The following is a 25,226-nucleotide window of genomic DNA, read 5'->3' on the forward strand; positions in this document are numbered from 1 at the left end:
CACGATGGAGAGATTTCATGACCCGGACCATCGTCGCCTCGGCGACACGAGAAATCATCATCGGCTTCGATCAGCCCTTCTGCGTGATCGGCGAGCGCATCAACCCGACCGGCCGTAAGAAACTGGCCGCCGAAATGATCGCCGGCAATTTTGAGACCGTCATCAAGGATGCGCTGGAGCAGGCCGCCTGTGGGGCGACCATGCTCGACGTCAATGCCGGCGTCACTGCAGTCGATCCCAACGCCACCGAGCCGGCGCTGCTGGTGCAGACGCTGGAGATCGTGCAAGGCCTGGTCGACCTGCCGTTGTCGATCGACTCCTCCGTGACTGCGGCAATCGAAGCGGCGCTGAAGGTCGCCAAGGGCCGGCCGCTGGTCAATTCCGTCACCGGCGAGGAGGAAAAGCTCGAAGCCATCCTGCCGTTGATCAAGAAATACAACGTTCCCGTCGTCGCCATTTCCAACGACGAGACCGGTATTTCGATGGACCCCGATGTGCGCTTCGCCGTCGCCAAGAAGATCGTTCAGCGCTGTGCCGACTTCGGCATTCCGGCGCATGATGTGGTCGTCGACCCGCTGGTCATGCCGATCGGCGCGCTGGGCGATGCCGGCCGCCAGGTATTTGCCCTGCTACGCCGGCTGCGCGAGGAGCTCAAGGTCAACACCACCTGCGGCCTCTCCAACATCTCGTTCGGCCTGCCGCACCGTCATGGCATCAACGCCGCCTTCATCCCGATGGTGATCGGCGCCGGCATGACCTCGGCGATCATGAACCCGGTGCGGCCGCAGGAAATGGAAGCGGTGCGCGGCGCCAACGTGCTGAACGGCACCGACGAGAACTGCACCAACTGGATCAGGACCTACAAGGACTACAAGCCTGCTGAAGGCGGCCAGGCCGTTGCCGCCCGGACGCAGGTCAACGCGCCGGGCGATGGCAATGGCAATGGCGGACGCAGGCGCGGCGGCCGCGAAGCGCGTATGGCGCGGGGTTGAGCCAGGTCTTGGCCGACACGATATGGGGCCTAGGACTGGGGAGGAACCGAGACACAGCGGCATCGCTGCCGTAGCCAAGACCCGAGCTGCGTAGAAAGTAAAGTCTGGAACGTATGAACTCTCCCGTCAACATCACCGATCCGCTCGTGCTGTTCATGCCGTCGGGCAAGCGCGGGCGGTTTCCGGTCGGCACGCCGGTTCTGGATGCCGCGCGCCAGCTCGGTGTCTATGTCGAGAGCGTGTGCGGCGGGCGTGCCACTTGCGGGCGTTGCCAGATCGAGGTGCAGGAAGGCAATTTCGCCAAGCACAAGATCGTTTCCTCCAACGATCACCTCTCGCCCAAGGGCGCCAAGGAAGAGCGCTACGAGCGCGTACGCGGCCTGCCCGAGCGCCGCCGGCTGTCCTGCTCGGCGCAGATTCTCGGCGATCTCGTCGTCGACGTGCCGCAGGACACCGTCATCAACGCGCAGACCATCCGCAAGGACGCCGACACCAGGGTCATCGCCCGCGATGCGGCAATCCGCATGTGCTATGTCGAGATCGAAGAACCCGACATGCACAAGCCGCTCGGCGACCTCGACCGTCTGAAGATCGCGCTGATGAAGGACTGGGGCCTCAAGAGCCTCGATTTCGACTTCCATCTGTTGCCGCAGGTGCAAGGTATTTTGCGCAAAGGCAACTGGACCGCGACCGCCGCCATCCACAAGGACACCGACAGCGAGACCGCACGGGTCATCGCTTTGTGGCCCGGCCTCAAGAACGAGGCGTACGGACTTGCCTGCGATATCGGCTCGACCACGATCGCCATGCATCTGGTGTCGTTGCTGTCGGGCCGCGTCGCCGCCTCGTCGGGCACATCCAATCCGCAGATCCGCTTCGGCGAGGATCTGATGAGCCGTGTCTCGTACGTGATGATGAACCCGGACGGCCGCGAAGGAATGACGGTCGCCGTGCGCGAGGCCATTTCGGGGCTTGTGGACAAGGTCTGCACCGAAGGCAACGTCCAACGCAACGACATCCTGGATTCCGTGTTCGTCGGCAATCCGATCATGCACCATCTGTTCCTCGGCATCGATCCGACCGAGCTCGGCGGCGCCCCCTTCGCGCTAGCCGTCTCCGGCGCCGTGCACATCAAGGCATCGGATATCGGTTTGAAGCTCAACCAGGGCGCCAGGCTCTATATGCTTCCTTGCATTGCCGGCCATGTCGGCGCGGACGCTGCCGCAGTGACGCTGTCGGAAGGGCCGCACCGCCAGGACGAGATGATGCTGATCGTCGATGTCGGCACCAATGCCGAGATCGTGCTCGGCAATCGCCAGCGGGTCGTGGCGGCCTCATCGCCAACTGGCCCGGCCTTCGAAGGTGCGGAAATCTCCGGTGGCCAGCGCGCCGCACCGGGTGCCATCGAGCGCGTCCGCATCGATCCTGAAACGCTGGAACCGAAATACCGCGTCATCGGCTCGGAACTCTGGTCCGACGAGCCGGGCTTCCTCGACAGCGTGCAGGCGACCGGCGTCACCGGTATTTGCGGCTCCGGCATCATCGAGGTGGTCGCCGAGATGTATCTCGCCGGCATCATCTCCGAGGACGGCGTCGTCGATGGATCGCTGAGCGGCCACTCGCCTCGCGTCGTCGCCAATGGCCGCACCTTCTCCTATGTGCTGAAGGAAGGCGAGCCCAAGATCACCATCACCCAGACTGATGTGCGCGCTATCCAGCTTGCCAAGGCCGCCCTTTATGCCGGCACCAAGCTTTTGATGGAAAAGCAGCACACCGATCATGTCGACCGCATCCACTTCGCCGGGGCATTCGGCTCGTTCATCGACCCGAAATACGCAATGGTGCTGGGCCTGATTCCGGATTGCGACCTCGACAAGGTCTCGGCCGTTGGCAATGCGGCCGGCGCCGGCGCCCGCATGGCGCTGTTGAACCGTGGCTATCGCCGCGAGATCGAGGAAACCGTTAGCAAGATCGAGAAGATCGAGACGGCGCTGGAGCCGAAATTCCAGGAACATTTCGTTTATGCCATGGCGCTCCCGAACAAGATCGACCCGTTTCCCAAGCTGTCGGCGGCGGTGAAACTGCCGCCGCGCAAGACGGTGAGCGAAGACGGCATTGCCGGCGACGCTGCCCCGCGGCGGCGTTCGCGCGAAGGCCACGCCGCGCGGCGCGGGCGGGGATGACTCGCCTCCGCTAGGCGGTCAGACCTTCCATTTTCATTTGTATGCAAATGTTTCCAGATCGCGCCGATCTGGAAACGAAAACGCGTTTTCGTGAAATCCGCCAGATACATAGGCGGAGCATTTAACCGGCATCGAACGGCAGGCGGAAACAGTTTTCGGCCACCGCAACGCTCCAAGGAGATCAAGATGTCGATGTTCGAAAGCCTCGGCCGCTATGGTGCGGCCTTCAAGAAAACACGCGAAGCGCGCAAGTCGCTGCGCATCCTCAACAGCTTGCCGCCTGAGATCCAAAAGGACATTGGCTGGCCGGTGTCGCCGCGTTCGAGCGAAAGGCAGCTTTCGGTCGGATGGGGCGTGCAGCGCGGATGAAATTCATCGACAAATGCAAGCTGCTCGCTATTCGCCGGAGCCGCTATGCGGCTCCGGCTGCACCCAGCAATTGGCTGCGCGCCGCGTTGCTGCCGCGGCGTTGAGCTGCGCCGGTAGGCCAGAGACTTCATGGCCGGACGCTTTGTCGACAGCTGGGATCAAACGACCGTGTTGAGATTGCATCAATCTTGACTTTTTTGGTGGCGACACAATCTTCGAAATAGTCGGGGGTTCTCTTAGTCGGCTCAGCCGAAGTCCGTGTATCTGCATGCCCAGTCTCAAAAGCCACGTCGTGTCGTTCGTCCTCAGGTACAGCCGCAAGAAGGCGTTTTCCAGCCCCGAGAACCTGCAGCGCTGGATCGCCTATGCGCGCAAGACGGAAAACCATCAGCCGCCTGCGTCGCTGCGGTCACGCCTGGAGATCACAACCCGCACGATCAACGGCTTTCCCGTCTACGAGATCGCTCCCCAGGCTGGTGAGCGGAGGCGGATTCTCTACCTGCACGGCGGCGCTTATGTCTTTGAAATCACACCCTATCATTGGCGGCTGATCGCCGACATGGCCGACCGCCTCGGGTTCGGTATCACTGTGCCGATCTATCCCATTGCTCCCGAACACGATTTCCACGCCATGTTTGGTATGGTCGGCGCTGTCTACCGCCAGATGTTCGGCGAAACCAGGGCGAATGATATCATCTTCATGGGCGATTCCGCCGGCGGAAACATGGCCGTCGTGCTGACGATGATGGCTGCGCAAAATGGCCTGCCCTTGCCATCACGCCACGTGCTGATTTCGCCCGGTCTCGACGTGTCGCTCGCCAACCCAGAAATGTATGAGGCCGAACGCAACGATCCGTGGCTGGGCATTGCCGGCGGCCGCGAGGCGATCCGGCTTTACAGCGCCGGCATAGATCCCACCGACTGGCGCATCAGCCCGGTTTACGGCGACCTGTCGGTGCTGCCCAAAACGCTGCTGCTGACCGGTTCACGCGATCTGCTCACCCCCGACAATCTGATCTTCGCGGAAAAGGCACGCGCGGCCGGCGTCGAAATTGAGGTCGTCCACGAGCAAGGCATGTTCCATGTCTGGCCGTTGATCGACATGCCGGAGGCGCGACGCGCGCGGGACAGCATAGTGGCCTTCTTGACCAACGAAACTGACAGTTATCATGCCAAGGCAGGAGAGTTGTGGCTGCAAAGGGCAGACCGCGACGGAACCCCTCGCGATCTGGTTGCGCCGCTCAGGTCGTAGTTTGGCTCAGAACTTCCCAGTTTCCCTGAACATCTCAAACGTCGCGCGGATATGGTCGGCGACTGCCTTCACCGGCGCGCTGGCGTCCGGCGTCACCACCATGGCCAGATTGTAGGTGCCGATGTCAGGCATGCCGTCCTTCGGGCACAACTCGACCATGTCGCTGCCGAGGAAGGATTTCGGCAGCGGCGCGACTGCAAGATCCGCCATGATCGCGGCGCGCTGGCCGGCCGTGTGTGCGCTCATATAGGCGATACGGTAGTTGCGGCCCTCGCGGCCAAGCGCCTCCAATGCCCCTGCCCGCCAGGCACACCCCTCTTCCCACAATGAGACCGGCAGCGGCTCACGCAGATGCGCGCAACCGCCCTTGGCACCGGCCCAGACGATCGGCTCGGTGAGCAGCACTTCGGCGCCAATCGCGCTGGTCTTGTAGGAGTTGGTGAGCAACGTGATGTCGAGCGCCCGGTCGTCCATGCGCCGGCGCAGATTGACGCTCTGGTCGATGGTGACGTCGACCGCGATCGATGGATGCGATTGCGCGAACCGCTTCAGCACATGCGGCAGTACACGTTCGCCGTAATCGTCCGGCGAGCCGAGCCGCACCACCCCGACAATGTCTGGAATGATGAACTTCGACACCACCTCGCGATTGATCGACAGCAGCCGGCGCGCATAGCCGAGCAGCATCTCGCCATCGGTGGTCAGCGTCACCGACCGGGCGTCGCGCGCGAACACCGAGCGGCCGAGAATGTCCTCCAGCTTCTTGATCTGCATCGAGACGGCCGACGGCGTGCGGAAGACCGCATTGGCCGCAGTGGTGAAGCTGCCGGTCTCGGCGATTGCGACGAAAGTGCGCAGAACATCGAGATCGAGCAGCGGCAGCGGATGATTGAGTGGGGCGTTCATGGCAAGCGGCCTTCAATTTTTCTGATGCAAACCATCATTCCATTTCGTTTGATTGAACATCAGTTTGGGAGGATAGTCAACTCCGTCGAAGGCAGGACGCATCGAAGTGGTCCCGAAACAACCATGACACGGACCTGCAATCGACACGAAAAGAAGCTGAAACAAACCCGGTGTACCGCCTGACGCTGCAAGCGCCGGGACGACCCGGCCCAACGCGAAGGAGAATGAGATGTCTATCCTGTCATCCATCGGTCGGATCGCGACCGAGTTCAGCGAGGCCCGTGCCCGCTACCAGACGGAACGCGCCATCCGCGCGCTGCCGATTGAACTGCAGAAGGATATCGGCTGGCCCGAAGCTGCCGATGCCAAGGCCGGCACTCGCCATGGTGTGGGATCCTGGGCTGGAGCAAAGTAAACCGTGTGTATCAACAGCTGAAGGCCTGCCGCGCAGATCAGCCCGGCAGGCCGTTTTGTTTGTACTCCAATGATTTTCCCGAGCCATGTCGCCGTCGCATGCCGCATATGAGCAAGTCGCATAGCAGCCCGCACTGGCAATCAACACACTGTAAATAATCGAAAATCCTGGGCAGAATGCCCAAATTTGTCGCATTCCGTGTCGCTTTTCATATCAAGTGCTTCGCTTTTGCGATTTAGTTTCCCCTCACGTAAGCCTATATCATCATCAACAAACGAGCTGCCCCACTCCATCAAGCGAAGGCGACCCGTCTGAGCAACCGAATGGAGATGATCATGAAGCTTTTTGCCCGCCTCTTTGCCCGTCGCGAAATGAACCTGACGACCGCGCTCGAGCGCCAGCGCCTGGCCAACACCATGCCTGGCCAGACCGGTGCCATGGCTGCCGCGCGCCTCGGCTTCGTCGCCTGAGACGCGGCAATCCCGGCGGAAGCAGCCTAGCGCTGCTTCGAAGTCGATCCAGCGCCGCTTCGGTTTTGCCGAGGCGGCGTTTTCGTGTGCGCAGCCTGCGTAGGCTCGTTTGGTCGATCCGGCGGCATGTCGCGTCCTTCGCCGCATAGCGATCGCCCATTTGCGACCCGTGTCGCAAATAAAGTCGCTCCGTTGCCATCTAGCCAATTGACAGGAAACGTCTTTCCTGATGTCGCTATGCTAATCGCGACATCCTGTTCGCGCCATTGCAGCGTGAGGATCTACCCGTGAACGTCGTAAAGCACCCGATCCGGCGATCGTTCGTATTCTTCCTGGTCCCCGATTTCACCATGATCGCCTTCGCGACGGCGCTCGATCCGTTGCGTTCGGCCAACCGCATGCTCGGCTATGAAGCCTATCGCTGGCGGCTCGCCAGCATCGACGGCAAGCCGGTGCGCGCCTCGAACGGCGTCGAATGCGCCGTCAACACCTCGCTGGAGGAAGAGCGCAAGAAAATGTCCGGACCGGACCGGCCGAACATGGCCATCGTCTGCAGCGGCATCAATGTCGAGCGCTACCAGAACAAATCGGCCTTTGCCTGGTTGCGCGAGGAGTACAATCGCGGCGTTGCCGTCGGCGGCCTGTGCACCGGCGCGCATATCCTGGCCGCCGCAGGCCTGCTGTCCAACAAGCGCTGCGCCATCCATTGGGAGAACCTGCCGGGCTTTTCCGAGGCGTTCCCCAAGGCCAATGTCTTCGCCGACCTCTTCGAGATCGACCAGAACATCTACACCTGCGCCGGCGGCACCGCCGCGCTCGACATGATGCTGAAGCTGATCGGCGACGATTTCGACGAAAGCCTCGTCAACCGCGTCTGCGAGCAGGTGCTGACTGATCGCGTGCGCAGCCCGACCGACCGCCAGCGCCTGCCGCTGCGCGCCCGCCTTGGCGTGCAGAATTCCAAGGTTCTGACCATTATCGAGCTGATGGAAGCCAATCTCTCCGAGCCGCTCTCGCTGATCGAGGTCGCTGACCATGTCGACCTGTCGCGCCGGCAGATTGAGCGCCTGTTCCGCACCGAGATGGGGCGCTCCCCTGCCCGTTACTATCTGGAGATCCGCCTCGACCGCGCCCGGCACCTGCTGATCCAGTCGTCGTTGCCGGTGGTCGAAGTGGCGGTCGCCTGCGGCTTTGTTTCCGCCTCGCATTTCTCCAAATGCTATCGCGAGTTGTACGCCCGCTCGCCGCAACAGGAACGCGTCGACCGCAAGCAGCTTCTGGCGGCTTGATCCAGCACGTTTCGCGGGCGCGGCCGAAATTGTCATGACATTGTCTGGCGAAATGTGGTATCCTTCAATCGAGAGGTACCAATGACGACCAGAACCACCAGATCGGAAAAACTGGACTTGCGCCTTACCCCCCAGGCAAAGCGTACACTCGCAACCGCCGCCGCGACTGAACGCCGTTCGCTCAGCGATTTCGTGCTTGAAAGCGCGCTTGCGCGAGCCGAAGAAACATTAGCCGACCGGCGCAGCCTCCATCTCGATGCCGAAAAATGGGTCGCGTTCATGGCAGCGCTCGACGCGCCAACGCGTGATCTCCCCCGCCTCAAGCGCCTATTGAACGAACCAAGCATCTTTTCCGGTCGCGATCCAGCGTGAGCGAATTCCAGATCGAGAAACTGGCCCGCAAGCATTTGGTGGACATGTTCGACTGCGGTGAAGAACCGCTCAATCGCTTTCTCGTACGCTATGCATTCCAAAACCAGCAAGCCAATGCTTCGCTGACCTACATTGGTCTCTCTGGCGAAGATGTAATCGGCTTTTATACCCTGGTCGTTGGTGAAGTTAAATATGAGGGTGCGCCCGAGCGATTGACGAAAGGTCTCGCACGCCATCCGGTGCCTGTAATGCTGCTGGCGCGTCTTGCGGTCAGTCTGGACTGGCAAGGCAAAGGCGTCGGCGGCGGACTGTTGCGCGATGCCGTCCTGCGCAGTTTGCAGGCGGCCGATATTGCAGGTATCCGCGCGGTCGTCGTCCACGCCAAGAACGACGGCGCCCGCACGTTTTACGAGCACTACGGATTCGCGCAATCGCCGACGGACCCGCTGCATCTTTACGTGCTTATCAAGGACTTACGAAGTCTCTGAGCCGTTCAGGCGCCTTGCTGACCCGACTATATCTGCGCCGTGCGCATCGCCTCGACGCGGATATCTTCCGTCAGCCGCGCCTTCAGTGCCGAAAACTCCGGGCTGGTCTTCAGCGTGTAGTGGCGCGGATGCGGCAGGTCGACGGCAACGTCCGATTTGATGCGGCCCGGCCGTGCCGTCATCACGACCACGCGCGACGCCATGAAGATCGCCTCCTCGATGTCGTGGGTGACGAACAGCACCGTTTTTTGCCGGCGCTCCCAGATGCCGAGAAGCAGTTCCTGCATCAGCCCGCGGGTCTGGTTGTCGAGCGCGCCGAACGGCTCGTCGAGCAGCAGGATCTCCGGATCGTTGGCCAGTGCCCGGGCAATCGCGGTGCGCTGCTGCATGCCGCCGGAAAGCTGGTTCGGCCAATGGTTTTCAAAACCTCTCAGCCCGACGAGATCGACGTAAGAAGCGACGATTTCGCTGCGCTCGTGCTCGGCCATTCCACGTTCGCGCAGGCCGAAGGCGATGTTCTCGGCGACCGTCAGCCACGGAAACAGCGTATAGGACTGGAAAACCATGCCGCGGTCTGGACCGGGCCGGTCCACCACCCTACCGTCGAGCAGAACACGTCCCCCACTCGGCGCTTCGAGGCCGGCGACGATCCTGAGCAGCGTCGACTTTCCACAGCCGGATGGCCCCAGGATGGTGATGAAGTCGTTGGCGGCAACCGCCAGATCGATCGGCATCAGCGCCTTGACCGGCTGCCCACCGCCGACACCGGCGAAGGTGCGCGAGACGCCTTCGATGAGCAGCTTGCTCACGCCAGGCTCCATGGAAACAGCCAACGGTTGAGCGCCTTGAAGGCGAAATCGGACAACAGCCCGATCAGGCCGATGACGATGATGCCGAAGATGATCTGCCCTGTCGCCAGCCGCGACTGGCTGTTGATGATCATGTAGCCGATGCCCGACGACGAGCCGATCAGCTCGGCGACGATGACATAGGTCCAGGCCCAGCCGAGCACCAGCCGCAGGGTCTCGGCAATCTCCGGCGCATTGGCCGGCATGATCACGCGCCGCACGATGCCGTTGTCGGACGAGCCAAGCGTGTAGGCCGCCTCGACCAGGTCGCGCCGTGTGCCGCCGACCTTGACCGCGATGATCAGGATGATCTGGAACACCGAGCCGACGAAGATCACCAGCAGTTTTTCGAGCTCGCCAACGCCCGCCCACAGGATGAGCAGCGGGATGAAGGCCGATGCCGGCAGATAGCGGGCGAAGGAGACGAACGGCTCCAGAAACGCCTCCACGGGCTTCCAGGCACCCATCACGATGCCGAGCGGCACGGCAACGATGGCCGCCATCAGGAACCCGCCGAAGACGCGCCAGATGGTGATAAGGATGTCGAGCCAGAAGCGGTCCTCGACCAGCAGCCGCCAACCGTCTCTCACCATCGACAGCGGATCGGCAAGGAAAATGCGATTGACATGGCCGCCAAGCGTGATCCACGCCCAGAACGCCACGAACAGCACGAAGAACGAAATGCCGAGCACGGTTCGAATGCCCGGCGAGACCGGATGCAAGGGGCGCGGCATCTTCGACCGTCCTCTGATCTGAATGAAAAAGCGGCGGCGCACGCGCCGCCGCCGGGCGACAATCCTGCCGGTTAGTCGGCGACGGCGCTGGTGTCGGCCAATGTCGAGACGTCAGGCGCTTCCTTGATCAAACCCATCTGCAGCAGAAGCTCGCCGGCGGTCTTGGAAAAGTCCTGGAATTCCTTGGTGAAGAACTGCTTGTTTTCAGCCTTGTCGGCCCATTTCAGGTATTTGGCCGATTCTTCGAATTCCTTGGCCGACTGCTTCACGTCGGCACCCATCGTCTCATAGGATTTCGCCGGATCGCTCTTGATCAGGTCGAGTGCCTCGAAATAGCTGTCGGCAAGCGCCTTGCCCGCATCCGGATTGGCCTTGAGGAACTCCGGCGTGCAGCCGACGGTATCGAGCACCATCGGATAGTCGAGAGTGGTCACAAGGATATGGCCCTGGTCGGACTTTTCGCGCACCGCCGAGATGAACGGCTCATAGGTGACCGCCGCATCGTTCTGGCCGGCGAGAAACGCCTGCGCCGCCGCATCCGGCTCCAGGTTGACGACCGTCACGTCCTTGGTCGACATGCCGTTCTTGTTGAGCACCCAGGCCAGCATGAAATAGGGCGAGGTGCCCGGCGCCGAAGACGCGACCGACTTACCTTTGAGATCGGCGACGGTCTTGATGTCGTTGCGGGCGACGATGCCGTCCGCGCCGTAGGATTTGTCGAGCTGGAATATCTGCTTGGTCGTCACGCCATTGGCGTTCCAGACCAGCCAGGTCTCGACCGTGGTGGCGGCGCATTGCAGGTCGCCGCTGGCGATGGCGAGCGGCCGGCTGGCTTGCGGCACCTTCTTCAAGGTGACGTCGAGGCCGTGCTTTTCGAAGATGCCGGCCTGCTTGGCGAGCGTCAGCGGCGCAAAGCCGGTCCATCCACTGATGCCGATGCTGACCGATGTGGCGGCCATCGCCGGCGCGGACAATCCGACGGCAAGCGTCAAGCTTGCGGCAAGAATTCCGATCCTGTTCATGTCGGTTCCCCTTTTATGTGTTCGGATGGGGAATTGTGTCACAGACGCCCGCAGGCTTGTCAATGAAGCAGATGCTGCACTGCGGTATGTCACTATCGACAGCAAACTCCGCCATCAGCGGCTGTCGTACATCCAGCTGCGGTCGCGCCACATTTTTTCGCCGACCAGGCAGTCGGTGACGGGGATGTCCTGTGCCAGCACCAATGGCGGATGCGCCGCCTCTTCCGCCGCTCGCTGCGGCGAGGCCGGACCGGCAAGCTCCAGCACCAGCTTGCGGCGGATGGCCTCCGGAAACTGCGTCCAGTCATTGACCGGGATCATGAAGGAGCCCGGCCCGCCGATGACGCAGTCGCTGTAGTAGCGGTCGAGATTGTTGACATCGTAAGCGCTGCTGAACCCGCCCCTGGTCATCAGCGGCAGGCCGTTGACGGTGATGCCTTGCTTGATCACGGCGTCGCGGGTGATATCGACAGGTGCGCCCTGGTTGTTGGGGCCGTCACCCGAAATGTCGATCACCCGCTTGACGCCCTGGAAGCCGCTTTCAGCAAAGAGATCGCTGGCGAATTCCAGCGCGCCGGAGATCGAGGTGCGCCTGGCACTGGCCGGCGGATGAGCGGAAAGCTGCGCTGCCAGCCGCTCGGCGTCGGCACGATTGGCGATCACCGTCCACGGCACGACGACCTGCTGCCAGGTCGCGCCAGCCCATTCGACATAGGTGACGGCAATCTTGCCATGAGCGCCTTCGCCGATTGCCTGCAGGACATCGTCATGCGTCAGCGCCGCCGCATAGCCATGACGCTGGATTTCGAGCTCGTCCGGCGACATGGACAACGAAACGTCGACTGCCAGCACCAGTTCGACGTCGACCGGCTCGGCGGCGCGGGAGTTTGCAGTCAGCCATAGCACCGACGCCAGCGCGGCGGCACCCGAGACGAGATGTCTTGCAAAACCAGACATGCCGCACGGTAAGCGAAAATTGCCGATCGACAAAGAGAAAAGCCCGGTGGAGAGCCGGGCTCATTCGGTCACATTTTTGCGAACCGCCGGAAAACGAATTTCATTTGTGGATGCGGTGCCCGCCCCGTCCCCGCCACTCCACGGCCTTCTCGACATCCGTCTCGGAGGATGGGTCCGGCTTCGGTTTTCTAGCACCGACCCCGCGCGCTGCCCTCCAGTTCGGCTTAAATGACGGCGGAAGCCACAACAGAATACCTGCAACCGCGGCAGGCAAGATAATCGCAAAACGCAGAATTGAAAGTACGATGCCGCAGATGCCGACGATCTGCGCGGCCCGGCGGACGCCGAAGCGTCTCAGGAACAAATGTCTTGCAAGCACGCCGTCATCCAGATCGTAGGCGGGCAGGATGTTGAGAATGATAAGTGATACGTTCAACAATGCGCCAATCCAAAGCGTCCATTCCAGAGGACCGGCCGACCTTGACGGCAGCCACCCGAATGGCCTTTCGGGCGCAACTGGATGAGTTCTCCAAAAACCAGATAATAGGCCGCATCGAAAAACGCGGCGAGCGCGACGTTCGCCAGGGGACCCGCTATCGCAATCCGCGCCTAGGCAGGCGATGGCGCTGCGGCGCGTTTGAAACGCGTGAGCCCGCCGAAGAGATTTAATTCTATCCTGTCAGTGGCGACGCCTTGTCGGCGTCCGATCCAGGCGTGTGCCAGTTCGTGCAGAAATATCGACGCAAACAGAAGCGCTGCAAAGATAGAGGTATGGATCAGTGCATCCTTGGGTCGGCTCGCCCACTCGTTCAGGAAGGGCAGCACAATGGGAATTGCGAAGGTCCAGCTGACGCGAACCGGGATATTCCGGTTCAGCTGAAACACAAGCGCATCGTTTTTTCTGTCCCAGCCGATCCGCCGCAAAGGCACCCCCCAATCGCAGCGCGACGGTAAGCGAGAATCATCGCTCCACAAAGCGAAAAGCCCGACGATGAATCGGGCTTCTGCATTCAGGTCCTGCTGGCACTGCTCGGCTTGCCTGTGTGGAGAATCGGCAGGCAAGCAACGCTTAGCTGCGCGGATTGAGGTTCTCCGGGTCGTAGAGCGGCCTGTAGCCGACGGCGGCCACTTCGACCGGGTACTTCTCGCCGAAATATTCGACGCTCAGCTTGCGGCCCTCCTGGCAATACGCCCAGGGCAGGTGGGCGAGCGCGATGTTCTTGCCGAGGGTCGGACCATAGGCCACCGAGGTCGTGAAGGAGCGGCGGCCGAGCTCGTCGACGAGCGTCTCACCGGTTTGCGGGTCCATCACCGGCATCGTGCCAACCGGATAGCGGGGAACACCATTCGAATCTGTATTGTCCGTCATGATAAGCGTGCAAAGCATGGCCGGCTGATGCACCCGGGCGCGATATTGCAGATGCTTTGCCTTGCCGCAGAAATCGGCCTCCTTGACTTTCGGACGGGCAAGGTCGGCTTCCAGCAGATTGTATTCGGTCAAGAGGTCCGCGTTTTGCAGGCGCAGGCTCTTCTCCATGCGGCGGCTGTTGGCATAGGTCTCGACGCCAAAGGCCATCACGCCGGTCGACCGCAGCGCGTCCCAGACAGCCAGGCCGTCCTCGTAGCGCATATGCAGTTCCCAGCCTTGCTCGCCGACATAGGAGATGCGGAAGGCGGTCACGTCCTTGCCGGCGATCCTGACGGGCTTGATCGCGGCAAAGGGAAAATTCTCAGGCGTCAGTCCGTCGGGGTTTTCCACGACCTTGCCCAATGTTGCCCGCGCGTTCGGACCCCAGATGCCGACGGTCACATATCTCTCGGTCACATCGGTGACGGTAACGTCGAAGCCTTTGTCCTCTGCCGTCCGGCGCATGTACTGGAAGTCGCGCGGCCCGGCATCAGCGCCGTCGATGACGCGGCAGCGGTCGGCCATGCGGATGACGGTCAGGTCGGCGCGCACCATGCCTTCCTCGTCGAGGAAATGGGTATAGATGCCCTTGCCGATATTGCCGTCACCGCCGATCTTTGCCGCGCACAGCCATTCCATCAGCGCGACATGGTCCGGGCCTTCCACGTCGTACATGGCGAAATGCGACAGGTTGACGATGCCGCAATCCTCGCTCATCGCGAGATGCTCGGCGTTCGAGACGCGCCAGAAGTGGCGGTTATCCCATTCGTTTTGGCGCACCGGCACCCGGTTGCCGTATTTCTCGAGCAGATGCTCGTTGGCGGCGTAGCCGTGGGCGCGCTCCCAGCCGCCGAGCTCCATGAAATAGCCGCCGAGTTCCTTTTCGCGCTCCCAGAAGGGCGAGCGGCGGACATTGCGGGCCTTGGAGAAGGGTTCGCGCGGATGGACAGCCGGGTTGTAGACCTTCATCGCCGTTTCGGTGCAGCGGTCCCAGATGAACTGCTCTTTCGTCTGGTGCGGATAGAAGCGCGAATAGTCGATGGCGTGGTGGTCGATCGCCGTGCGGCCGTCCGTCATCCAGTCGGCGATGAGCTTGCCCATGCCGGGGCCGTCCTTGACCCAGATCGCAACGGCATACCATAGGCCCCTGACCTTCTGGCTTTCGCCCATCGAGGGGCCGCCGTCCGCCGTCACCTGCAGCAGGCCGTTGAAGGAATGGCTCTCATTGTAGCCCAGCTCGCCCAGGATCGGCGTCAGTTCCATGGCGCGCTCGAGCGGCGCCAGGATTTGTTCCATGTCGAGATCGCGTTGCGACGGCGAAAGCCGCGCCTGGTTTTTCTCGAGAATATCGCGCGGATGGCAAAGGCGCGGATTGGTCTCTTCGTAATAACCCCATTCGATCTGCCCGCCTTCGGCGGTCTTGGGGTCGCCGGTATCGCGCATGTAAGCCGAGTTGCCCTGATCGCGCAGCAGCGGCCAGCCGATCTCCTTGCCGGTGCCGGCGAACTCAGTGTACGGCCCGAAGAAGGTAAGCGGATGGTCAATCGGCATGACCGGCAGGTCCTCGCCCGCCATTTCCGCGATCAGCCGTCCCCAGATGCCGGTGCAGACCACGACATAGTCGGCCTCGATGGTGCCGCGGTCGGTCACCACGCCCTTGATGCGGCCGTTCTCGATGACGAGCGACCTGGCCGACGTATTGGCAAACGCCCTGAGTTTGCCGGAAGCTTCCGCCTGGTCGACAAGCTTGCCGGCGACGGTCTGCGAGCGCGGGATGACGAGGCCGGCGTCGGGATCCCACAGGCCGCCCTGTACCATCTGTTCTTCGATCAGCGGGAATTTTTCCTTGATCTCGGCGGGATCGATCAGGCGGGCGCGTGTGCCGAAGGCCTTCGCCGAGGCGATCTTGCGCTTGATCTCCGCCATGCGAGCGTCGTCGCCGACGCGGGCGACCTCGAGGCCGCCGATGCGCGCGTAGTGACCCATCTTTTCGTAGAAATCGATGGAATAGAGCGTCGTCCAGCACGACAGGAAATCATGGCTGGTCGTGTAGCAGAAGTCGGAGGCATGCGCCGTCGAGCCGATATCCGTCGGGATGCCCGATTTGTCGATGCCGACAATATCGTCCCATCCGCGCTCGATCAGGTGATGGGCGACCGATGCGCCGACGATGCCGCCCAGCCCGACGATGACGACCTTCGCCTTTTCCGGAAACCCTGCCATTGCCCGCGACTCCAAGATGCTATTGCGAGCAGACTATAGGGCGGCGCGGCGCCGCGCTTGCAGCCTGTTTGCGACATCGCCAAAAAAGCCCGCGCCACCAGCCCGTCGAATGCAGTTAGACCTACGCCTTCGCCCTGCTCGGTACGAAGGCGCTGCTAGAGCCCGCCCTGCGCAGCTTCGAAGAAAAGTGCATACCTTCATCGCCGATTACCGGAAGCAAACAAAAGGCCGGGCGTTTGCCCGGCCTTCAAAAATCATGGCGTCGACTTTATTTGATGCGCGCGACGCCGCCCGAGATCTCAATCGTCTCCGAACCGGTCAGCGCCTCGAGGTCGCCATTCGGCAAGGTAACAAAACAGCCGCTCGGGCAAAATTCCACGGTTTCGCCAGCGGCCAGCGCCAGCTCGGTCTTGCCGCCGCCTTCCGTCACGATCAGCGTGCGGGTCTCGGCGTCCTTGTTGACCGCGCTGGCGGCATGGGCCGAACCGCCCACGGCCAGAAAAGCGATGGCGGCGACGAGAGACTTCCACATTTTGCAGTATCGGTGTTGCCACCGCCTCTGTTGCATTTCGCAAGGCATTCTCGCCGTTTGCAGGTGAGCTTATATGCAATGCAAGCTGAACGGCAACTGAATGCCGCATTCATGCCGCAATTGGTTTCCGAAGGCTTGAAGGCAAGCTCCAATCAGCTAGTCAGGATCGGGCTTCCGTACCTTGCGTCCCGACTTGGCGAGACGTTTCGCCTCGACCGCCGCTAGGGCTTTTGCTTGTTCCCGCTCGGCGAATTCGACTTCGATCTTGTCGTCGTCGATCGGCCACGCCTCGTGCTTTTTGGTCTCGACGACGGCGCGCGGTGTCGACGGAATTTCGATATGCTGGTCGGCGAACACATCGAAGATGGCAAAGCGGATGTCGTTCTGGACGATATTGCCACTAAGAACGTCTGCCAGGAATACGCGGATCTCGAATTCGAGCGCGGCCGGGCCGAAATTGGAAAACAGCACAAAGGGTTCGGGGTTTTTCAGCACCAGCGGATGACTGCGCGCGATCTCCAACAGGACGCCATGCACGTGCTTGATGTCGCTGCCATAGGCGACGCCGACCTTGATATCGATGCGGCCGAGCTTGTTGCGGTGCGTCCAGTTCCCGACCGCATTGTTGATCAGGTTTGAATTGGGCAGGATCACCGACTGCCGCTGGAACGTTTCGATCTCGGTGGCGCGCACGCTGATCTTCTTGACCGTGCCGCTGATGTCACCGGCAACGATCCAGTCGCCGACCTTGAACGGCCGCTCGGCCAAAAGGATCAGGCCCGAGACGAAGTTGGAGACGACATTCTGCAGGCCAAAGCCGATGCCGAGAGACAGGGCGCCGGCGACCAACGCGAGATTGGAGAGGTCGATACCGGCCGCCGAGATGCCGACCAGTGCCGCGACCGCGACGCCGGCATAGCCGACCGCCAGCCGGATCGAATTGCGCACACCGGTGTCGACCCGGCCGCGCGCCATCACCGAACCGTCGAGCCAGCCCTGGAACCAGCGCGTCAGGAAATAGCCGATGATGAAGACGACGACGCCAGTGAGGATGCCGGTGACCGAGATCGTCACCGAGCCTATGGTGAGGCCCGTCGCCAGCTTGTAGGCCCAGGCCTGGATGTCGCCGGGCTGGAAGCCCCACATCAACAGGATCAGCGGCAGGAACACCAGCACGATCATGATGTTTATGGCGGCGCTGACGACAAGCCCGAGCTGGTCGAGCGCGGTCTCTTCGTAGCTTGAATTGGCCGCTAGCCAGCGCCCGATCGAAGTGTTGGCGAAACCACCTTCCTCGCCGATCGCCCGCGCCGACAGGAAGCCGATATAGGCGGTGACCAGGATAGTGCCGGTAACCACGACCTGCACCGAGACGAAAATAGCAAGGCCGATAAAGCCGAGCAGCGCCGACGCTATGGTGAATAGCCCTAGCGCGACGGCGGTGTAGCGCAGCCATGCCGGCCACGGGCGCCAGCTCCCGTCGGCAGCCTTGAACGGCTTCAGCAGCCCCATCAGGATCAGGATGACGCCGACGCTGATGGTGGCGACAAAGCTTCTGGCGATGGTCAGCGATAGCGGCGAGCCCATCTTGTCGTTGACGACCGACAGGAAATAATTGATGCCGATGGCGACGGCCATGGCAGTCGTCAGCCGCACCAGCCAGCGCGCCGGGCCGGTTTCGACAGGGATCAGACGCCAGTTCGGCAACCGCGGTTCCAGCGCCGCATTGGTCAGCCGGTTGACGCAGAACACCACCGCGATAACGGCAACCAGCGAATTCAGGAAGATGCCGATGTCGCCGCGCAAGACATTGTAATAATTGAAGAAGAAGACCGTCGAGATAAGGAAGGCGCCAACCGCCAGCGACGGCAGCAATGTCGACCAGAACGCCACCGACAGGCGGCTGAGATAGGATGGATCCTCGACGGAAGGATCGGCTTCGAAGACGCGGCCGAACAGGCGCCGCCCGCCGACAAAAAGCACGGCGGCCAGCGCAAGCGCCATCAACGTCGCGGCAAGAATTGCCTGGAACTTGAACTTGAAGGCGAAGCTCAGCCAGGACGACACCGCTTTGTAGAAACTGGTAAATTCGTCATTGGCGTTGGAAATGACCTCCGGGCTCAATGCATCGGACAGCACGTAGCGCTTGGTGAGCTGATTGCGGAACAGCTCGCTGCGCATGTTGCCGATCTTCTCGATCAGCCCGCTGACACGGATCGACAGGTTCTGCGCGCTGGCAATGACGGCGTTAATCTCGGCTTTTTCGGAAGCCAGCGCCTGGCGTTCACCGGTCACGATGTCGGGCTCGGCCGGCTGGCCCGCGGCCGGCGGAGGTCCCAGCGTCTCGATCCGATCGTTGATATCGCCGAGACGCGAGCGGAACGCCAGCGCGCTGGTGAGCGCCGCCCGCGACAGATCCTCCAATTGCAGGCGGATTTCCACCAGGGTGGCATCGTCTTGGCCGTCCTGCTGTATCTTCTTCTCGAGATCGTCGGTTTTGGCCGTCAGGCTCTGGATGACCTTCTGCTGGTCTGTAACCAGCCCGGCGGCACCCTGCCCGAGCGCCTGCGCCATCGCGTCGAACGACGGCGGCGCCAAGACAACAAGCGCAACGATCAGGACCAGGCGGAGTAAACGAAAGAACATGATTTTTCTGGCGACTCGCGGACGGCAGCGGCAGTTTTGAAGCACGTCCTTGATAAAGACGCTCATATCACGGGGCAAGTCATGCCAGGCGGCTCGTTTTCGAAGTCCGCCAATCGAAGTCGGCCAATCCAATCGAAGTCGGCCAATCCAGTCGAAGTCGGGGAGTCGAAAAGCGATGGCGCAATCTTGGCTTTGCGTTGGCGGCCTGCTCTATAGTCTGCCGCAAAGCCTGAAATGGATGACAATAAGAATGGCGGAATATTCGGCCTTTTCGCTTCTCAAGAACGCGCTGACCGGAAACAAGGACTGGAGGCCGGCCTGGCGCAAGCCCGACCCGAAGGCGTCCTACGACGTGATCGTCATCGGCGGCGGCGGCCATGGCCTGTCGACCGCCTACTACCTAGCCAAGGAGCACGGCATCACCAATGTCGCGGTGCTGGAGAAGGGCTGGCTCGGTTCCGGCAATGTCGGCCGCAACACCACGGCGGTCCGTTCCAACTATCTCCTGCCGGCCAACACGCGCTTTTACGAGCATTCGATGAAGCTGTGGGAGAACCTGGCCCATGACCTCAACTACAACGTCATGTTCTCGCAGCGCGGCTGCCTGAACCTCGCCCACACACCTGCTCAGCTCGACGACTATGCCCGGCGCGGCAACGCCATGCGCCATCTCGGCGTTGACGCCGAACTGATGACCACGGCCGAAATCGCGCGCCTGGTGCCGGCGCTCGACGTCTCAGCCACCGCGCGTTTCCCGATCGTCGGCGGCCTGATGCAGCGGCGCGCCGGCACCGCCCGCCACGACGCCGTCGCCTGGGGCTATGCGCGCGGCGCAGATCGCCGCGGCGTCGACATCATCGAAAATTGCGAGGTCACCGGCTTCCTGCGCGACGGCGACCGCATCACCGGCGTCACGACAACGCGCGGCGAAATCCGCGCAAAAAAGGTAGCGGTCGCGGTTGCCGGCAGCACCGGGCGGGTCATGCGGCTTGCCGGCATCGAGACGATGCCGATCGAGAGCCACGTGCTGCAGGCCTTCGTCACGGAATCGCTAAAACCGTTCATCGATACGGTCCTGACCTTCGGCATGGGCCATTTCTACATGTCGCAATCGGACAAGGGCGGCCTTGTCTATGGCGGCGATCTCGACGGCTACAACAGCTACGCCCAACGCGGCAGCCTGCCGATCGTCGATGAGGTGATGAGCGAGATGCTGGCGCTGTTCCCTGGGCTGGCCCGTGTCCGCATGCTGCGCTCATGGGGCGGCGTCTGCGACATGTCGATGGACGGCTCGCCAATCATCACCACCGGTCCGCTGCCGGGCATGTATCTCAACTGCGGCTGGTGCTATGGCGGCTTCAAGGCGACGCCGGCTTCCGGCTGGTGCTTTGCCTGGACCATTGCCAAGGACGAGCCGCACGGTCTCAACTCGGCCTTCACGCTCGACCGCTTCTACCGTGGCCTGGTGATCGACGACAAGGGCCAGGGCGCCACGCCCCGGCTGCATTAGGTTAGAGATCCATGCTCATCACCTGCCCCTATTGCGGCCCGCGCGACGTGATCGAATTCACCTATCAGGGCGACGGCAATCGCCAGCGCCCACAGCCCGCCTCGCAGAACCTCGACGCCTGGAACGCCTATGTCTACGACCGGCTTAATCCAGCCGGCGACCACAATGAGATCTGGCAGCATTCCGGCGGCTGCCGCGCCCATCTCAGGGTCGTGCGCAACACGCTGACGCACGAGATCTCCAGCACCGCGTTCGCGCGCGGCGACCACAACTCGGTTGCGCGGCACCGGGCCGAGGACAAGCCATGAGCCCGCGCCGTACAGAGGCCGGGGGCCGCATCGACCGGCTGCGGACCATCCGTTTCACCTTCGACGACGCGCCTTATACCGGCCATGCCGGCGACACGCTGGCTTCGGCGCTGCTGGCCAACGGCATCACCCTGTTTGGGCGTTCGTTCAAATATCACCGCCCGCGCGGCGTGCTGACCGCCAGCGTCGAGGAACCGAACGCGCTGGTCACAGTGTTGAGGGGCGAGGTTCGCGAGCCGAACATCCCCGCCACAATGGTCGAGATTTATGACGGGCTGGCCGCGATCAGCCAGAACCGCTTCCCTTCGCTTGCCTGGGACGTCAGTGCCGTGAACCAGCTCGGCGGCAAGCTTTTGTCGGCCGGCTTCTACTACAAGACCTTCATGGGACCGGTGATCGGTCCGCTGAAGGGCACTCGCTTCTGGATGTTCTGTGAGCATTTCATCCGCCGTGCCGCCGGCCTGGGCAAGGCAGGCACGGCTCCCGATACGGCGCGCTACGAACGCATGAACGCGTTTTGCGATGTGCTGGTAGTCGGCTCCGGCCCGGCGGGGCTGATGGCCGCCAGGGCGGCTGCCGATCAGGGTGCACGCGTCATCCTGGCCGAGCTCGAGCCGCATTTCGGCGGCTCGGCCAATTGGTCGGGCGAGACGATCGATGGCATGCCGGCCGCCGACTGGGCAGCGCGCGCCGCTGGCCAGCTCGAAGGCCGTGACAATATCCGCCTGCTGCCGCGCACCACCGTCTGGGGCTATTATGACGGCAACACGCTTGCCGCGCTCGAACGTGTCACCGACCACAAGGAAACGCCCGGCAAGGGCGAATCGCGCCATCGCTACTGGACGATCCGCGCCAGGTCGGTGGTGCTGGCCACGGGATCCCTGGAGCGTCCGCTGGTCTTTCCAGGCAATGATCGGCCAGGCGTAATGCTGGCGCATGCTGCCGAGCGTTATGCCATTGAATATGGCGTGCTGCCCGGCGACAGGATCGGGCTGTTCACCAACAATGACAGCGCCTATCGCGCGGCCCTGGCGCTGAAGAAGGCCGGCGCCGTGGTCGTCGCCATCATCGACGTGCGCCCTGAGCTTTCGAGCGAAATGCGCAAGCTGGCCGGCGAGACCGAGGCCGAGATCCTTTCTGGCCACGCGGTGATCGCCACCGAGGGCGGCAAGGCGCTTTCCGGCTTCAAGGTGCAGCGCTTCGACATGGTCAACGGCGCGCTTTCCGGCGATGCGCGCAGCATCCACGCCGATTGCCTATTGATGTCGGGCGGCTGGTCGCCGACCATTCATCTGGCCAGCCAGGCCGGAGCCAAAGCGGAATGGAACGAAGCATTGCAAGCGTTCCTGCCGCCCAAGCCGACGACACAGCAATGGATCGGCGCCGGCGCCTTCACCGGCAGTTTCTCCACCGCCGAGGCGATCGCCGAAGGTCGCGCCGCCGGTCTTTCCGCTGCGGGCGCAACCGCCACGCCGGCGGCCTTGCCTGCCGTCGAAGCAGCACCTGGCGATCCCGATCCGGCGCCGGTGTTCGAGATCAAGGCCGAAGGAAAAAGCTTCGTCGACTTCCAGCATGACGTGACGGCGGATGACGTGCGGCTGGCGCATCGCGAAGGCTTCGTCTCGGTCGAGCATCTGAAGCGCTACACCACGCTCGGCATGGCAACCGACCAGGGCAAGAGCTCCAACATACCCGGCCTGGCCATAATGGCCGAGGCGCTGGGCAAGCCGATCCCGCAGGTCGGCACGACGCGCTTTCGCCCGCCCTTTTCGGCGGTGTCGATCGGCTCGCTAGCCGCCGAACGCTTCGGCGATCTGAAGCCCGAGCGGCTGACGCCGATGCATGACTGGCACGTCGCCAACGGCGCCACCATGTATTCCGCCGGCCTGTGGTATCGGCCGATGATCTACGGCCATCCCGGCGAGACGATCGAGCAGGCCTATGTCCGCGAAGCGAGAGGCACGCGCGAGAGCGCCGGCATCGTCGATGTCTCGACACTGGGCAAGATCGCGGTGCAAGGCCCCGACGCGGCGGAATTCCTCGACCGCCTATACACCAACATGTTTTCGACGCTGGCCGTCGGCAAGGCGCGCTACGGGCTGATGCTGCGCGAGGACGGTCTCGCCTTTGACGACGGCACCACGTGGCGCCTCGGCGAGCAGGATTTCCTGATGACCACCACCACCGCCAATGCCGGCAAGGTGATGCAGCATCTGGAATATTTCCTCGACGTGATCTGGCCGGCGCTGAAGGTCCACGTCACCTCGGTGACCGACCAATGGGCCGGTGCCGCCATCGGCGGGCCGAAGGCAAGGCAGATACTGGCTGCTTGCGTCAGCGGCACTGCCGTCGACAATGCCGCCCTGCCCTTCATGGGCATCGTCCACGGCGAAATCGCCGGCGTGCCGGTGATGATCTGCCGGCTGTCCTTCTCCGGCGAAATGGCCTTCGAGGTCTATTCCGGCGCCGGCTACGGCACCCATGTCTGGGAGGCGCTGATCGAAGCCGGCAAGCCGTTCGGGCTGGTGACCTACGGGCTGGAGGCGCTGGGCACCATGCGCATCGAGAAAGGCCACGTCACCGGTGCCGAGATCGACGGCCGTACCACGGCACGCGACCTGCATCTCGACTGGATGCTGTCGAAGAAGAAGCCGTTCATCGGTTCGGCGATGATGGACCGCGAGGGGCTGATCGCGCCCGACCGCCTGGAACTCGTCGGTATTGTTTCGCTCGACAACCAGCCGCTCAATGGCGGCGCACACATCGTCGAGGAGCTTGACGAAGCCAATCCGCACGGCTCGCTTGGCCACATCACCGCTTGCTGCTATTCGCCGGCGCTGGGTAAATATATCGCGCTTGCCCTGGTCAAGGGCGGCAAGGCGCGGCGCGGCACGCGCGCTTATGTCTCCGACCCGCTGCGCAACCGGTTCGGGCCGGTCGAGATCGTCTCCAACCATTTCTTCGATCCGGACGGGAGCCGCATGCATGGTTGAACGCCAATCGCCGCTTGAGCCGGTGCTGCATCCGGGCTCGCATGGCAATTTCGAGCATGGTGTCGAAATCATCCTCTCCGAAACCAGGCCGGGTTCGATCCTGCAGCTCGCCGCCTGGCCCGGCGAGGAGAAGAAGTTGATGGCCGGCATCCATGCGGTCACCGGCCTGGCTTTGCCCGACGGCGCCGGTGGCGGTGTGACGAACGGCGCCAGGTCGGTGTTCGGCTTTGCGCCGGGAAAGTTCACTGTGGTCGATGAAGCCGAGGGATTGGCGCCGGCCTTTGCCAGTGTCGTCACTTCGGCCATCGGTACGGTGACCGACCTTTCGCACGGCCGCACCGCGATCCGTATCGCCGGGCCGAAGGCCGAGTGGGTGCTGGCGAAATTCTTCGCCATCGACTTCGCGCTGCCGGCCTTCCCGATCGGCGCCGGCCGCTCGACCATGCATCACGACATCTTCGCGCAGATCCAGCGCACCGGCGCCGATCAGTTCGACATCTATGTGTTCCGCTCGTTTGCCCGCTCGTTCTGGAAAGCGCTCTGCCATGCGAGCGAGGAAGTCGGCTACGAAGTGCAGTAGAGCCGGACGGCGCTTCACGTCACTCCGCGAACGTCACCCACTCTTCCAGCGGCGCGCGGTCGGTGCGGAAGGCATTTTCGGGCTTGGACGTATCCTCGTGGCCGAGCGCCATGCCGCAGACGATGATCTCCTCGTCGGGAATGTTGAGCACCGGCCTGATCTGCCGGTGATAGGGCGCGAAGGCGGCTTGCGGACAGGTGTGCAGGCTCCTGCCCCGCGCGGCGACCATGATGTTTTGCAGGAACATGCCGTAGTCGATCCACGACCCCTTGTTCAGCCGCCGGTCGACGGTGAAGATCATGCCGACCGGCGCGTCGAAGAAGACGAAGTTGCGGTCGTGCTGCGCACGCATCCTGTCGACCTCGCGCCGGCCGATGCCGAGCACGCCGTAGAGGCCGAAACCGTTGGCCCGCCGTCGCGTCAGATAGGGTTCGAAGAACTGGTCGGGATAGTAGCGATACTCGTCCCACTCGGCCTTTTCGGCGCGGATGCCCGAGCTGAGGATGGCGTCGGTGATGCGCTGCTTGACCTCGCCCTTGGTCACATAGACTTTCCAGGGTTGCATATTGGTGCCTGAGGGCGCGCGCGCGGCAACGGCGAGAATATCGCGGATGATCTCGTCGTCGACCATATCGGGCAAGAAGGCGCGTACCGACCGCCGCGAGGTGATCGCGTCATCGACGATCGCCGCCGCAATCCGGGAGTTGTTTTCCAGCATGGGCCGTCCTT

24 protein-coding genes are annotated in these 25,226 nt (G+C 62.6%); 13 read left to right on the forward strand and 11 right to left on the reverse strand.

The window, feature by feature from the left end; all coding sequences use genetic code 11:
* Positions 1-17: 17 nt before the first annotated feature.
* The 4 genes from NKI17_RS22015 (at position 18) to NKI17_RS22030 (ending at position 4,796) form a co-directional block, all read left to right on the forward strand.
* Complete coding sequence (locus NKI17_RS22015; protein WP_023676516.1) at positions 18-992, forward strand: methyltetrahydrofolate cobalamin methyltransferase; 975 nt, start codon at positions 18-20, stop codon at positions 990-992.
* A gap of 113 nt (positions 993-1,105) precedes the next feature.
* Complete coding sequence (locus NKI17_RS22020; RefSeq protein WP_023676517.1) at positions 1,106-3,175, forward strand: ASKHA domain-containing protein; 2,070 nt, start codon at positions 1,106-1,108, stop codon at positions 3,173-3,175.
* Positions 3,176-3,361: 186 nt separating this feature from the next.
* Entirely contained in the window at positions 3,362-3,544 is a 183-nt protein-coding gene (locus tag NKI17_RS22025; RefSeq protein WP_352617602.1) for a hypothetical protein, read from the forward strand.
* A gap of 268 nt (positions 3,545-3,812) precedes the next feature.
* Positions 3,813-4,796, forward strand: a complete 984-nt coding sequence (locus NKI17_RS22030; RefSeq protein WP_352707862.1) for an alpha/beta hydrolase — start codon at positions 3,813-3,815, stop codon at positions 4,794-4,796.
* Positions 4,797-4,802: 6 nt separating this feature from the next.
* On the opposite strand, the gene NKI17_RS22035 is transcribed toward NKI17_RS22030, so the two are convergent.
* Positions 4,803-5,702, reverse strand: coding sequence for a LysR substrate-binding domain-containing protein (locus NKI17_RS22035; protein WP_023676521.1), 900 nt, complete (start codon positions 5,700-5,702; stop codon positions 4,803-4,805).
* A gap of 229 nt (positions 5,703-5,931) precedes the next feature.
* Here NKI17_RS22035 and NKI17_RS22040 point away from each other — a divergent pair, with 229 nt between their 5' ends.
* The 5 genes from NKI17_RS22040 (at position 5,932) to NKI17_RS22060 (ending at position 8,736) form a co-directional block, all read left to right on the forward strand.
* Positions 5,932-6,117, forward strand: a complete 186-nt coding sequence (locus NKI17_RS22040) for a hypothetical protein (RefSeq protein WP_352452109.1) — start codon at positions 5,932-5,934, stop codon at positions 6,115-6,117.
* Between the two features lie 335 nt (positions 6,118-6,452).
* Positions 6,453-6,587 carry a hypothetical protein gene (locus NKI17_RS22045; RefSeq protein ID WP_013894968.1) on the forward strand — a complete coding sequence of 45 codons (135 nt, stop codon included), beginning with the start codon at positions 6,453-6,455 and terminating at the stop codon, positions 6,585-6,587.
* 350 nt (positions 6,588-6,937) lie between these two features.
* Positions 6,938-7,876 (forward strand): GlxA family transcriptional regulator, encoded by a 939-nt coding sequence (locus tag NKI17_RS22050; protein WP_348625928.1) that lies wholly within the window; start codon positions 6,938-6,940, stop codon positions 7,874-7,876.
* Positions 7,877-7,957: 81 nt separating this feature from the next.
* Complete coding sequence (locus tag NKI17_RS22055; protein ID WP_352454620.1) at positions 7,958-8,248, forward strand: type II toxin-antitoxin system TacA family antitoxin; 291 nt, start codon at positions 7,958-7,960, stop codon at positions 8,246-8,248.
* On the forward strand, positions 8,245-8,736 hold the full coding sequence (locus tag NKI17_RS22060; protein ID WP_352454621.1) for a GNAT family N-acetyltransferase: 492 nt from the start codon (positions 8,245-8,247) through the stop codon (positions 8,734-8,736). The genes NKI17_RS22055 and NKI17_RS22060 overlap by 4 nt, the downstream gene beginning before the upstream one ends.
* 26 nt (positions 8,737-8,762) lie before the next feature.
* Here NKI17_RS22060 and NKI17_RS22065 read toward each other — a convergent pair whose 3' ends face one another.
* The 9 genes from NKI17_RS22065 to NKI17_RS22105 all read right to left on the reverse strand — a co-directional run bounded on the left by NKI17_RS22065 (position 8,763) and on the right by NKI17_RS22105 (position 19,106).
* On the reverse strand, positions 8,763-9,545 hold the full coding sequence (locus NKI17_RS22065; RefSeq protein ID WP_352454622.1) for an ABC transporter ATP-binding protein: 783 nt from the start codon (positions 9,543-9,545) through the stop codon (positions 8,763-8,765).
* The gene (locus NKI17_RS22070; RefSeq protein ID WP_023676527.1) at positions 9,542-10,318 is read right to left on the reverse strand and encodes an ABC transporter permease; all 777 of its coding nucleotides are present in this window, start codon (positions 10,316-10,318) and stop codon (positions 9,542-9,544) included. Before NKI17_RS22070 ends, NKI17_RS22065 begins: the two co-directional genes overlap by 4 nt.
* A 71-nt stretch (positions 10,319-10,389) precedes the next feature.
* A complete protein-coding gene (locus NKI17_RS22075) occupies positions 10,390-11,340 on the reverse strand; it encodes an ABC transporter substrate-binding protein (RefSeq protein ID WP_352452114.1) in 951 nt (316 codons plus the stop codon).
* A 114-nt stretch (positions 11,341-11,454) separates the two neighbouring features.
* Positions 11,455-12,297 carry a DUF1194 domain-containing protein gene (locus NKI17_RS22080; RefSeq protein WP_352644784.1) on the reverse strand — a complete coding sequence of 281 codons (843 nt, stop codon included), beginning with the start codon at positions 12,295-12,297 and terminating at the stop codon, positions 11,455-11,457.
* A gap of 100 nt (positions 12,298-12,397) precedes the next feature.
* Entirely contained in the window at positions 12,398-12,733 is a 336-nt protein-coding gene (locus tag NKI17_RS22085; RefSeq protein WP_352644786.1) for a zinc metalloprotease, read from the reverse strand.
* A gap of 173 nt (positions 12,734-12,906) precedes the next feature.
* Positions 12,907-13,359, reverse strand: coding sequence for a zinc metalloprotease (locus NKI17_RS22090; protein WP_352644788.1), 453 nt, complete (start codon positions 13,357-13,359; stop codon positions 12,907-12,909).
* Between the two features lie 7 nt (positions 13,360-13,366).
* Positions 13,367-15,928, reverse strand: coding sequence for a GcvT family protein (locus NKI17_RS22095; RefSeq protein WP_352568956.1), 2,562 nt, complete (start codon positions 15,926-15,928; stop codon positions 13,367-13,369).
* A gap of 268 nt (positions 15,929-16,196) precedes the next feature.
* On the reverse strand, positions 16,197-16,460 hold the full coding sequence (locus NKI17_RS22100) for a hypothetical protein (protein WP_023676533.1): 264 nt from the start codon (positions 16,458-16,460) through the stop codon (positions 16,197-16,199).
* A gap of 156 nt (positions 16,461-16,616) precedes the next feature.
* Positions 16,617-19,106, reverse strand: coding sequence for a mechanosensitive ion channel family protein (locus NKI17_RS22105; RefSeq protein ID WP_352568957.1), 2,490 nt, complete (start codon positions 19,104-19,106; stop codon positions 16,617-16,619).
* A gap of 250 nt (positions 19,107-19,356) precedes the next feature.
* On the opposite strand from NKI17_RS22105, the gene NKI17_RS22110 reads away from it, so the two are divergent.
* Genes NKI17_RS22110 through NKI17_RS22125 form a run of 4 tightly spaced genes read left to right on the forward strand, consistent with a single transcriptional unit; the run spans position 19,357 to position 24,497 of the window.
* The gene (locus tag NKI17_RS22110; RefSeq protein ID WP_352568999.1) at positions 19,357-20,616 is read left to right on the forward strand and encodes a sarcosine oxidase subunit beta; all 1,260 of its coding nucleotides are present in this window, start codon (positions 19,357-19,359) and stop codon (positions 20,614-20,616) included.
* An 11-nt stretch (positions 20,617-20,627) separates the two neighbouring features.
* Entirely contained in the window at positions 20,628-20,924 is a 297-nt protein-coding gene (locus tag NKI17_RS22115) for a sarcosine oxidase subunit delta (protein WP_023676536.1), read from the forward strand.
* The gene (locus NKI17_RS22120; protein WP_352568958.1) at positions 20,921-23,917 is read left to right on the forward strand and encodes a sarcosine oxidase subunit alpha; all 2,997 of its coding nucleotides are present in this window, start codon (positions 20,921-20,923) and stop codon (positions 23,915-23,917) included. Before NKI17_RS22115 ends, NKI17_RS22120 begins: the two co-directional genes overlap by 4 nt.
* Complete coding sequence (locus tag NKI17_RS22125; protein WP_023676538.1) at positions 23,910-24,497, forward strand: sarcosine oxidase subunit gamma; 588 nt, start codon at positions 23,910-23,912, stop codon at positions 24,495-24,497. Before NKI17_RS22120 ends, NKI17_RS22125 begins: the two co-directional genes overlap by 8 nt.
* Before the next feature lie 19 nt (positions 24,498-24,516).
* Here NKI17_RS22125 and NKI17_RS22130 read toward each other — a convergent pair whose 3' ends face one another.
* Complete coding sequence (locus NKI17_RS22130) at positions 24,517-25,215, reverse strand: nitroreductase (RefSeq protein ID WP_352623286.1); 699 nt, start codon at positions 25,213-25,215, stop codon at positions 24,517-24,519.
* Between the last annotated feature and the right edge of the window lie 11 nt (positions 25,216-25,226).

Origin of the sequence: Mesorhizobium sp. M0816 (genome assembly GCF_040320005.1) — a bacterium.
In the GTDB taxonomy this organism is placed as follows: Bacteria; Pseudomonadota; Alphaproteobacteria; order Rhizobiales; family Rhizobiaceae; genus Mesorhizobium.

Bases quoted from the DNA above. Each gene is read 5' to 3' on its own strand.
- NKI17_RS22075 (WP_352452114.1), bottom strand. From the start codon at position 11,340: ATGAACAGGATCGGAATTCTTGCCGCAAGCTTGACGCTTGCCGTCGGA.
- NKI17_RS22130 (WP_352623286.1), bottom strand. From the start codon at position 25,215: ATGCTGGAAAACAACTCCCGGATTGCGGCGGCGATCGTCGATGACGCG.
- NKI17_RS22070 (WP_023676527.1), bottom strand. From the start codon at position 10,318: ATGCCGCGCCCCTTGCATCCGGTCTCGCCGGGCATTCGAACCGTGCTC.
- NKI17_RS22020 (WP_023676517.1), top strand. From the start codon at position 1,106: ATGAACTCTCCCGTCAACATCACCGATCCGCTCGTGCTGTTCATGCCG.
- NKI17_RS22080 (WP_352644784.1), bottom strand. From the start codon at position 12,297: ATGTCTGGTTTTGCAAGACATCTCGTCTCGGGTGCCGCCGCGCTGGCG.
- NKI17_RS22045 (WP_013894968.1), top strand. From the start codon at position 6,453: ATGAAGCTTTTTGCCCGCCTCTTTGCCCGTCGCGAAATGAACCTGACG.
- NKI17_RS22030 (WP_352707862.1), top strand. From the start codon at position 3,813: ATGCCCAGTCTCAAAAGCCACGTCGTGTCGTTCGTCCTCAGGTACAGC.
- NKI17_RS22035 (WP_023676521.1), bottom strand. From the start codon at position 5,702: ATGAACGCCCCACTCAATCATCCGCTGCCGCTGCTCGATCTCGATGTT.
- NKI17_RS22110 (WP_352568999.1), top strand. From the start codon at position 19,357: ATGGCGGAATATTCGGCCTTTTCGCTTCTCAAGAACGCGCTGACCGGA.
- NKI17_RS22125 (WP_023676538.1), top strand. From the start codon at position 23,910: ATGGTTGAACGCCAATCGCCGCTTGAGCCGGTGCTGCATCCGGGCTCG.
- NKI17_RS22025 (WP_352617602.1), top strand. From the start codon at position 3,362: ATGTCGATGTTCGAAAGCCTCGGCCGCTATGGTGCGGCCTTCAAGAAA.
- NKI17_RS22050 (WP_348625928.1), top strand. From the start codon at position 6,938: ATGATCGCCTTCGCGACGGCGCTCGATCCGTTGCGTTCGGCCAACCGC.
- NKI17_RS22120 (WP_352568958.1), top strand. From the start codon at position 20,921: ATGAGCCCGCGCCGTACAGAGGCCGGGGGCCGCATCGACCGGCTGCGG.
- NKI17_RS22040 (WP_352452109.1), top strand. From the start codon at position 5,932: ATGTCTATCCTGTCATCCATCGGTCGGATCGCGACCGAGTTCAGCGAG.
- NKI17_RS22055 (WP_352454620.1), top strand. From the start codon at position 7,958: ATGACGACCAGAACCACCAGATCGGAAAAACTGGACTTGCGCCTTACC.
- NKI17_RS22100 (WP_023676533.1), bottom strand. From the start codon at position 16,460: ATGTGGAAGTCTCTCGTCGCCGCCATCGCTTTTCTGGCCGTGGGCGGT.
- NKI17_RS22115 (WP_023676536.1), top strand. From the start codon at position 20,628: ATGCTCATCACCTGCCCCTATTGCGGCCCGCGCGACGTGATCGAATTC.
- NKI17_RS22105 (WP_352568957.1), bottom strand. From the start codon at position 19,106: ATGTTCTTTCGTTTACTCCGCCTGGTCCTGATCGTTGCGCTTGTTGTC.
- NKI17_RS22095 (WP_352568956.1), bottom strand. From the start codon at position 15,928: ATGGCAGGGTTTCCGGAAAAGGCGAAGGTCGTCATCGTCGGGCTGGGC.
- NKI17_RS22015 (WP_023676516.1), top strand. From the start codon at position 18: ATGACCCGGACCATCGTCGCCTCGGCGACACGAGAAATCATCATCGGC.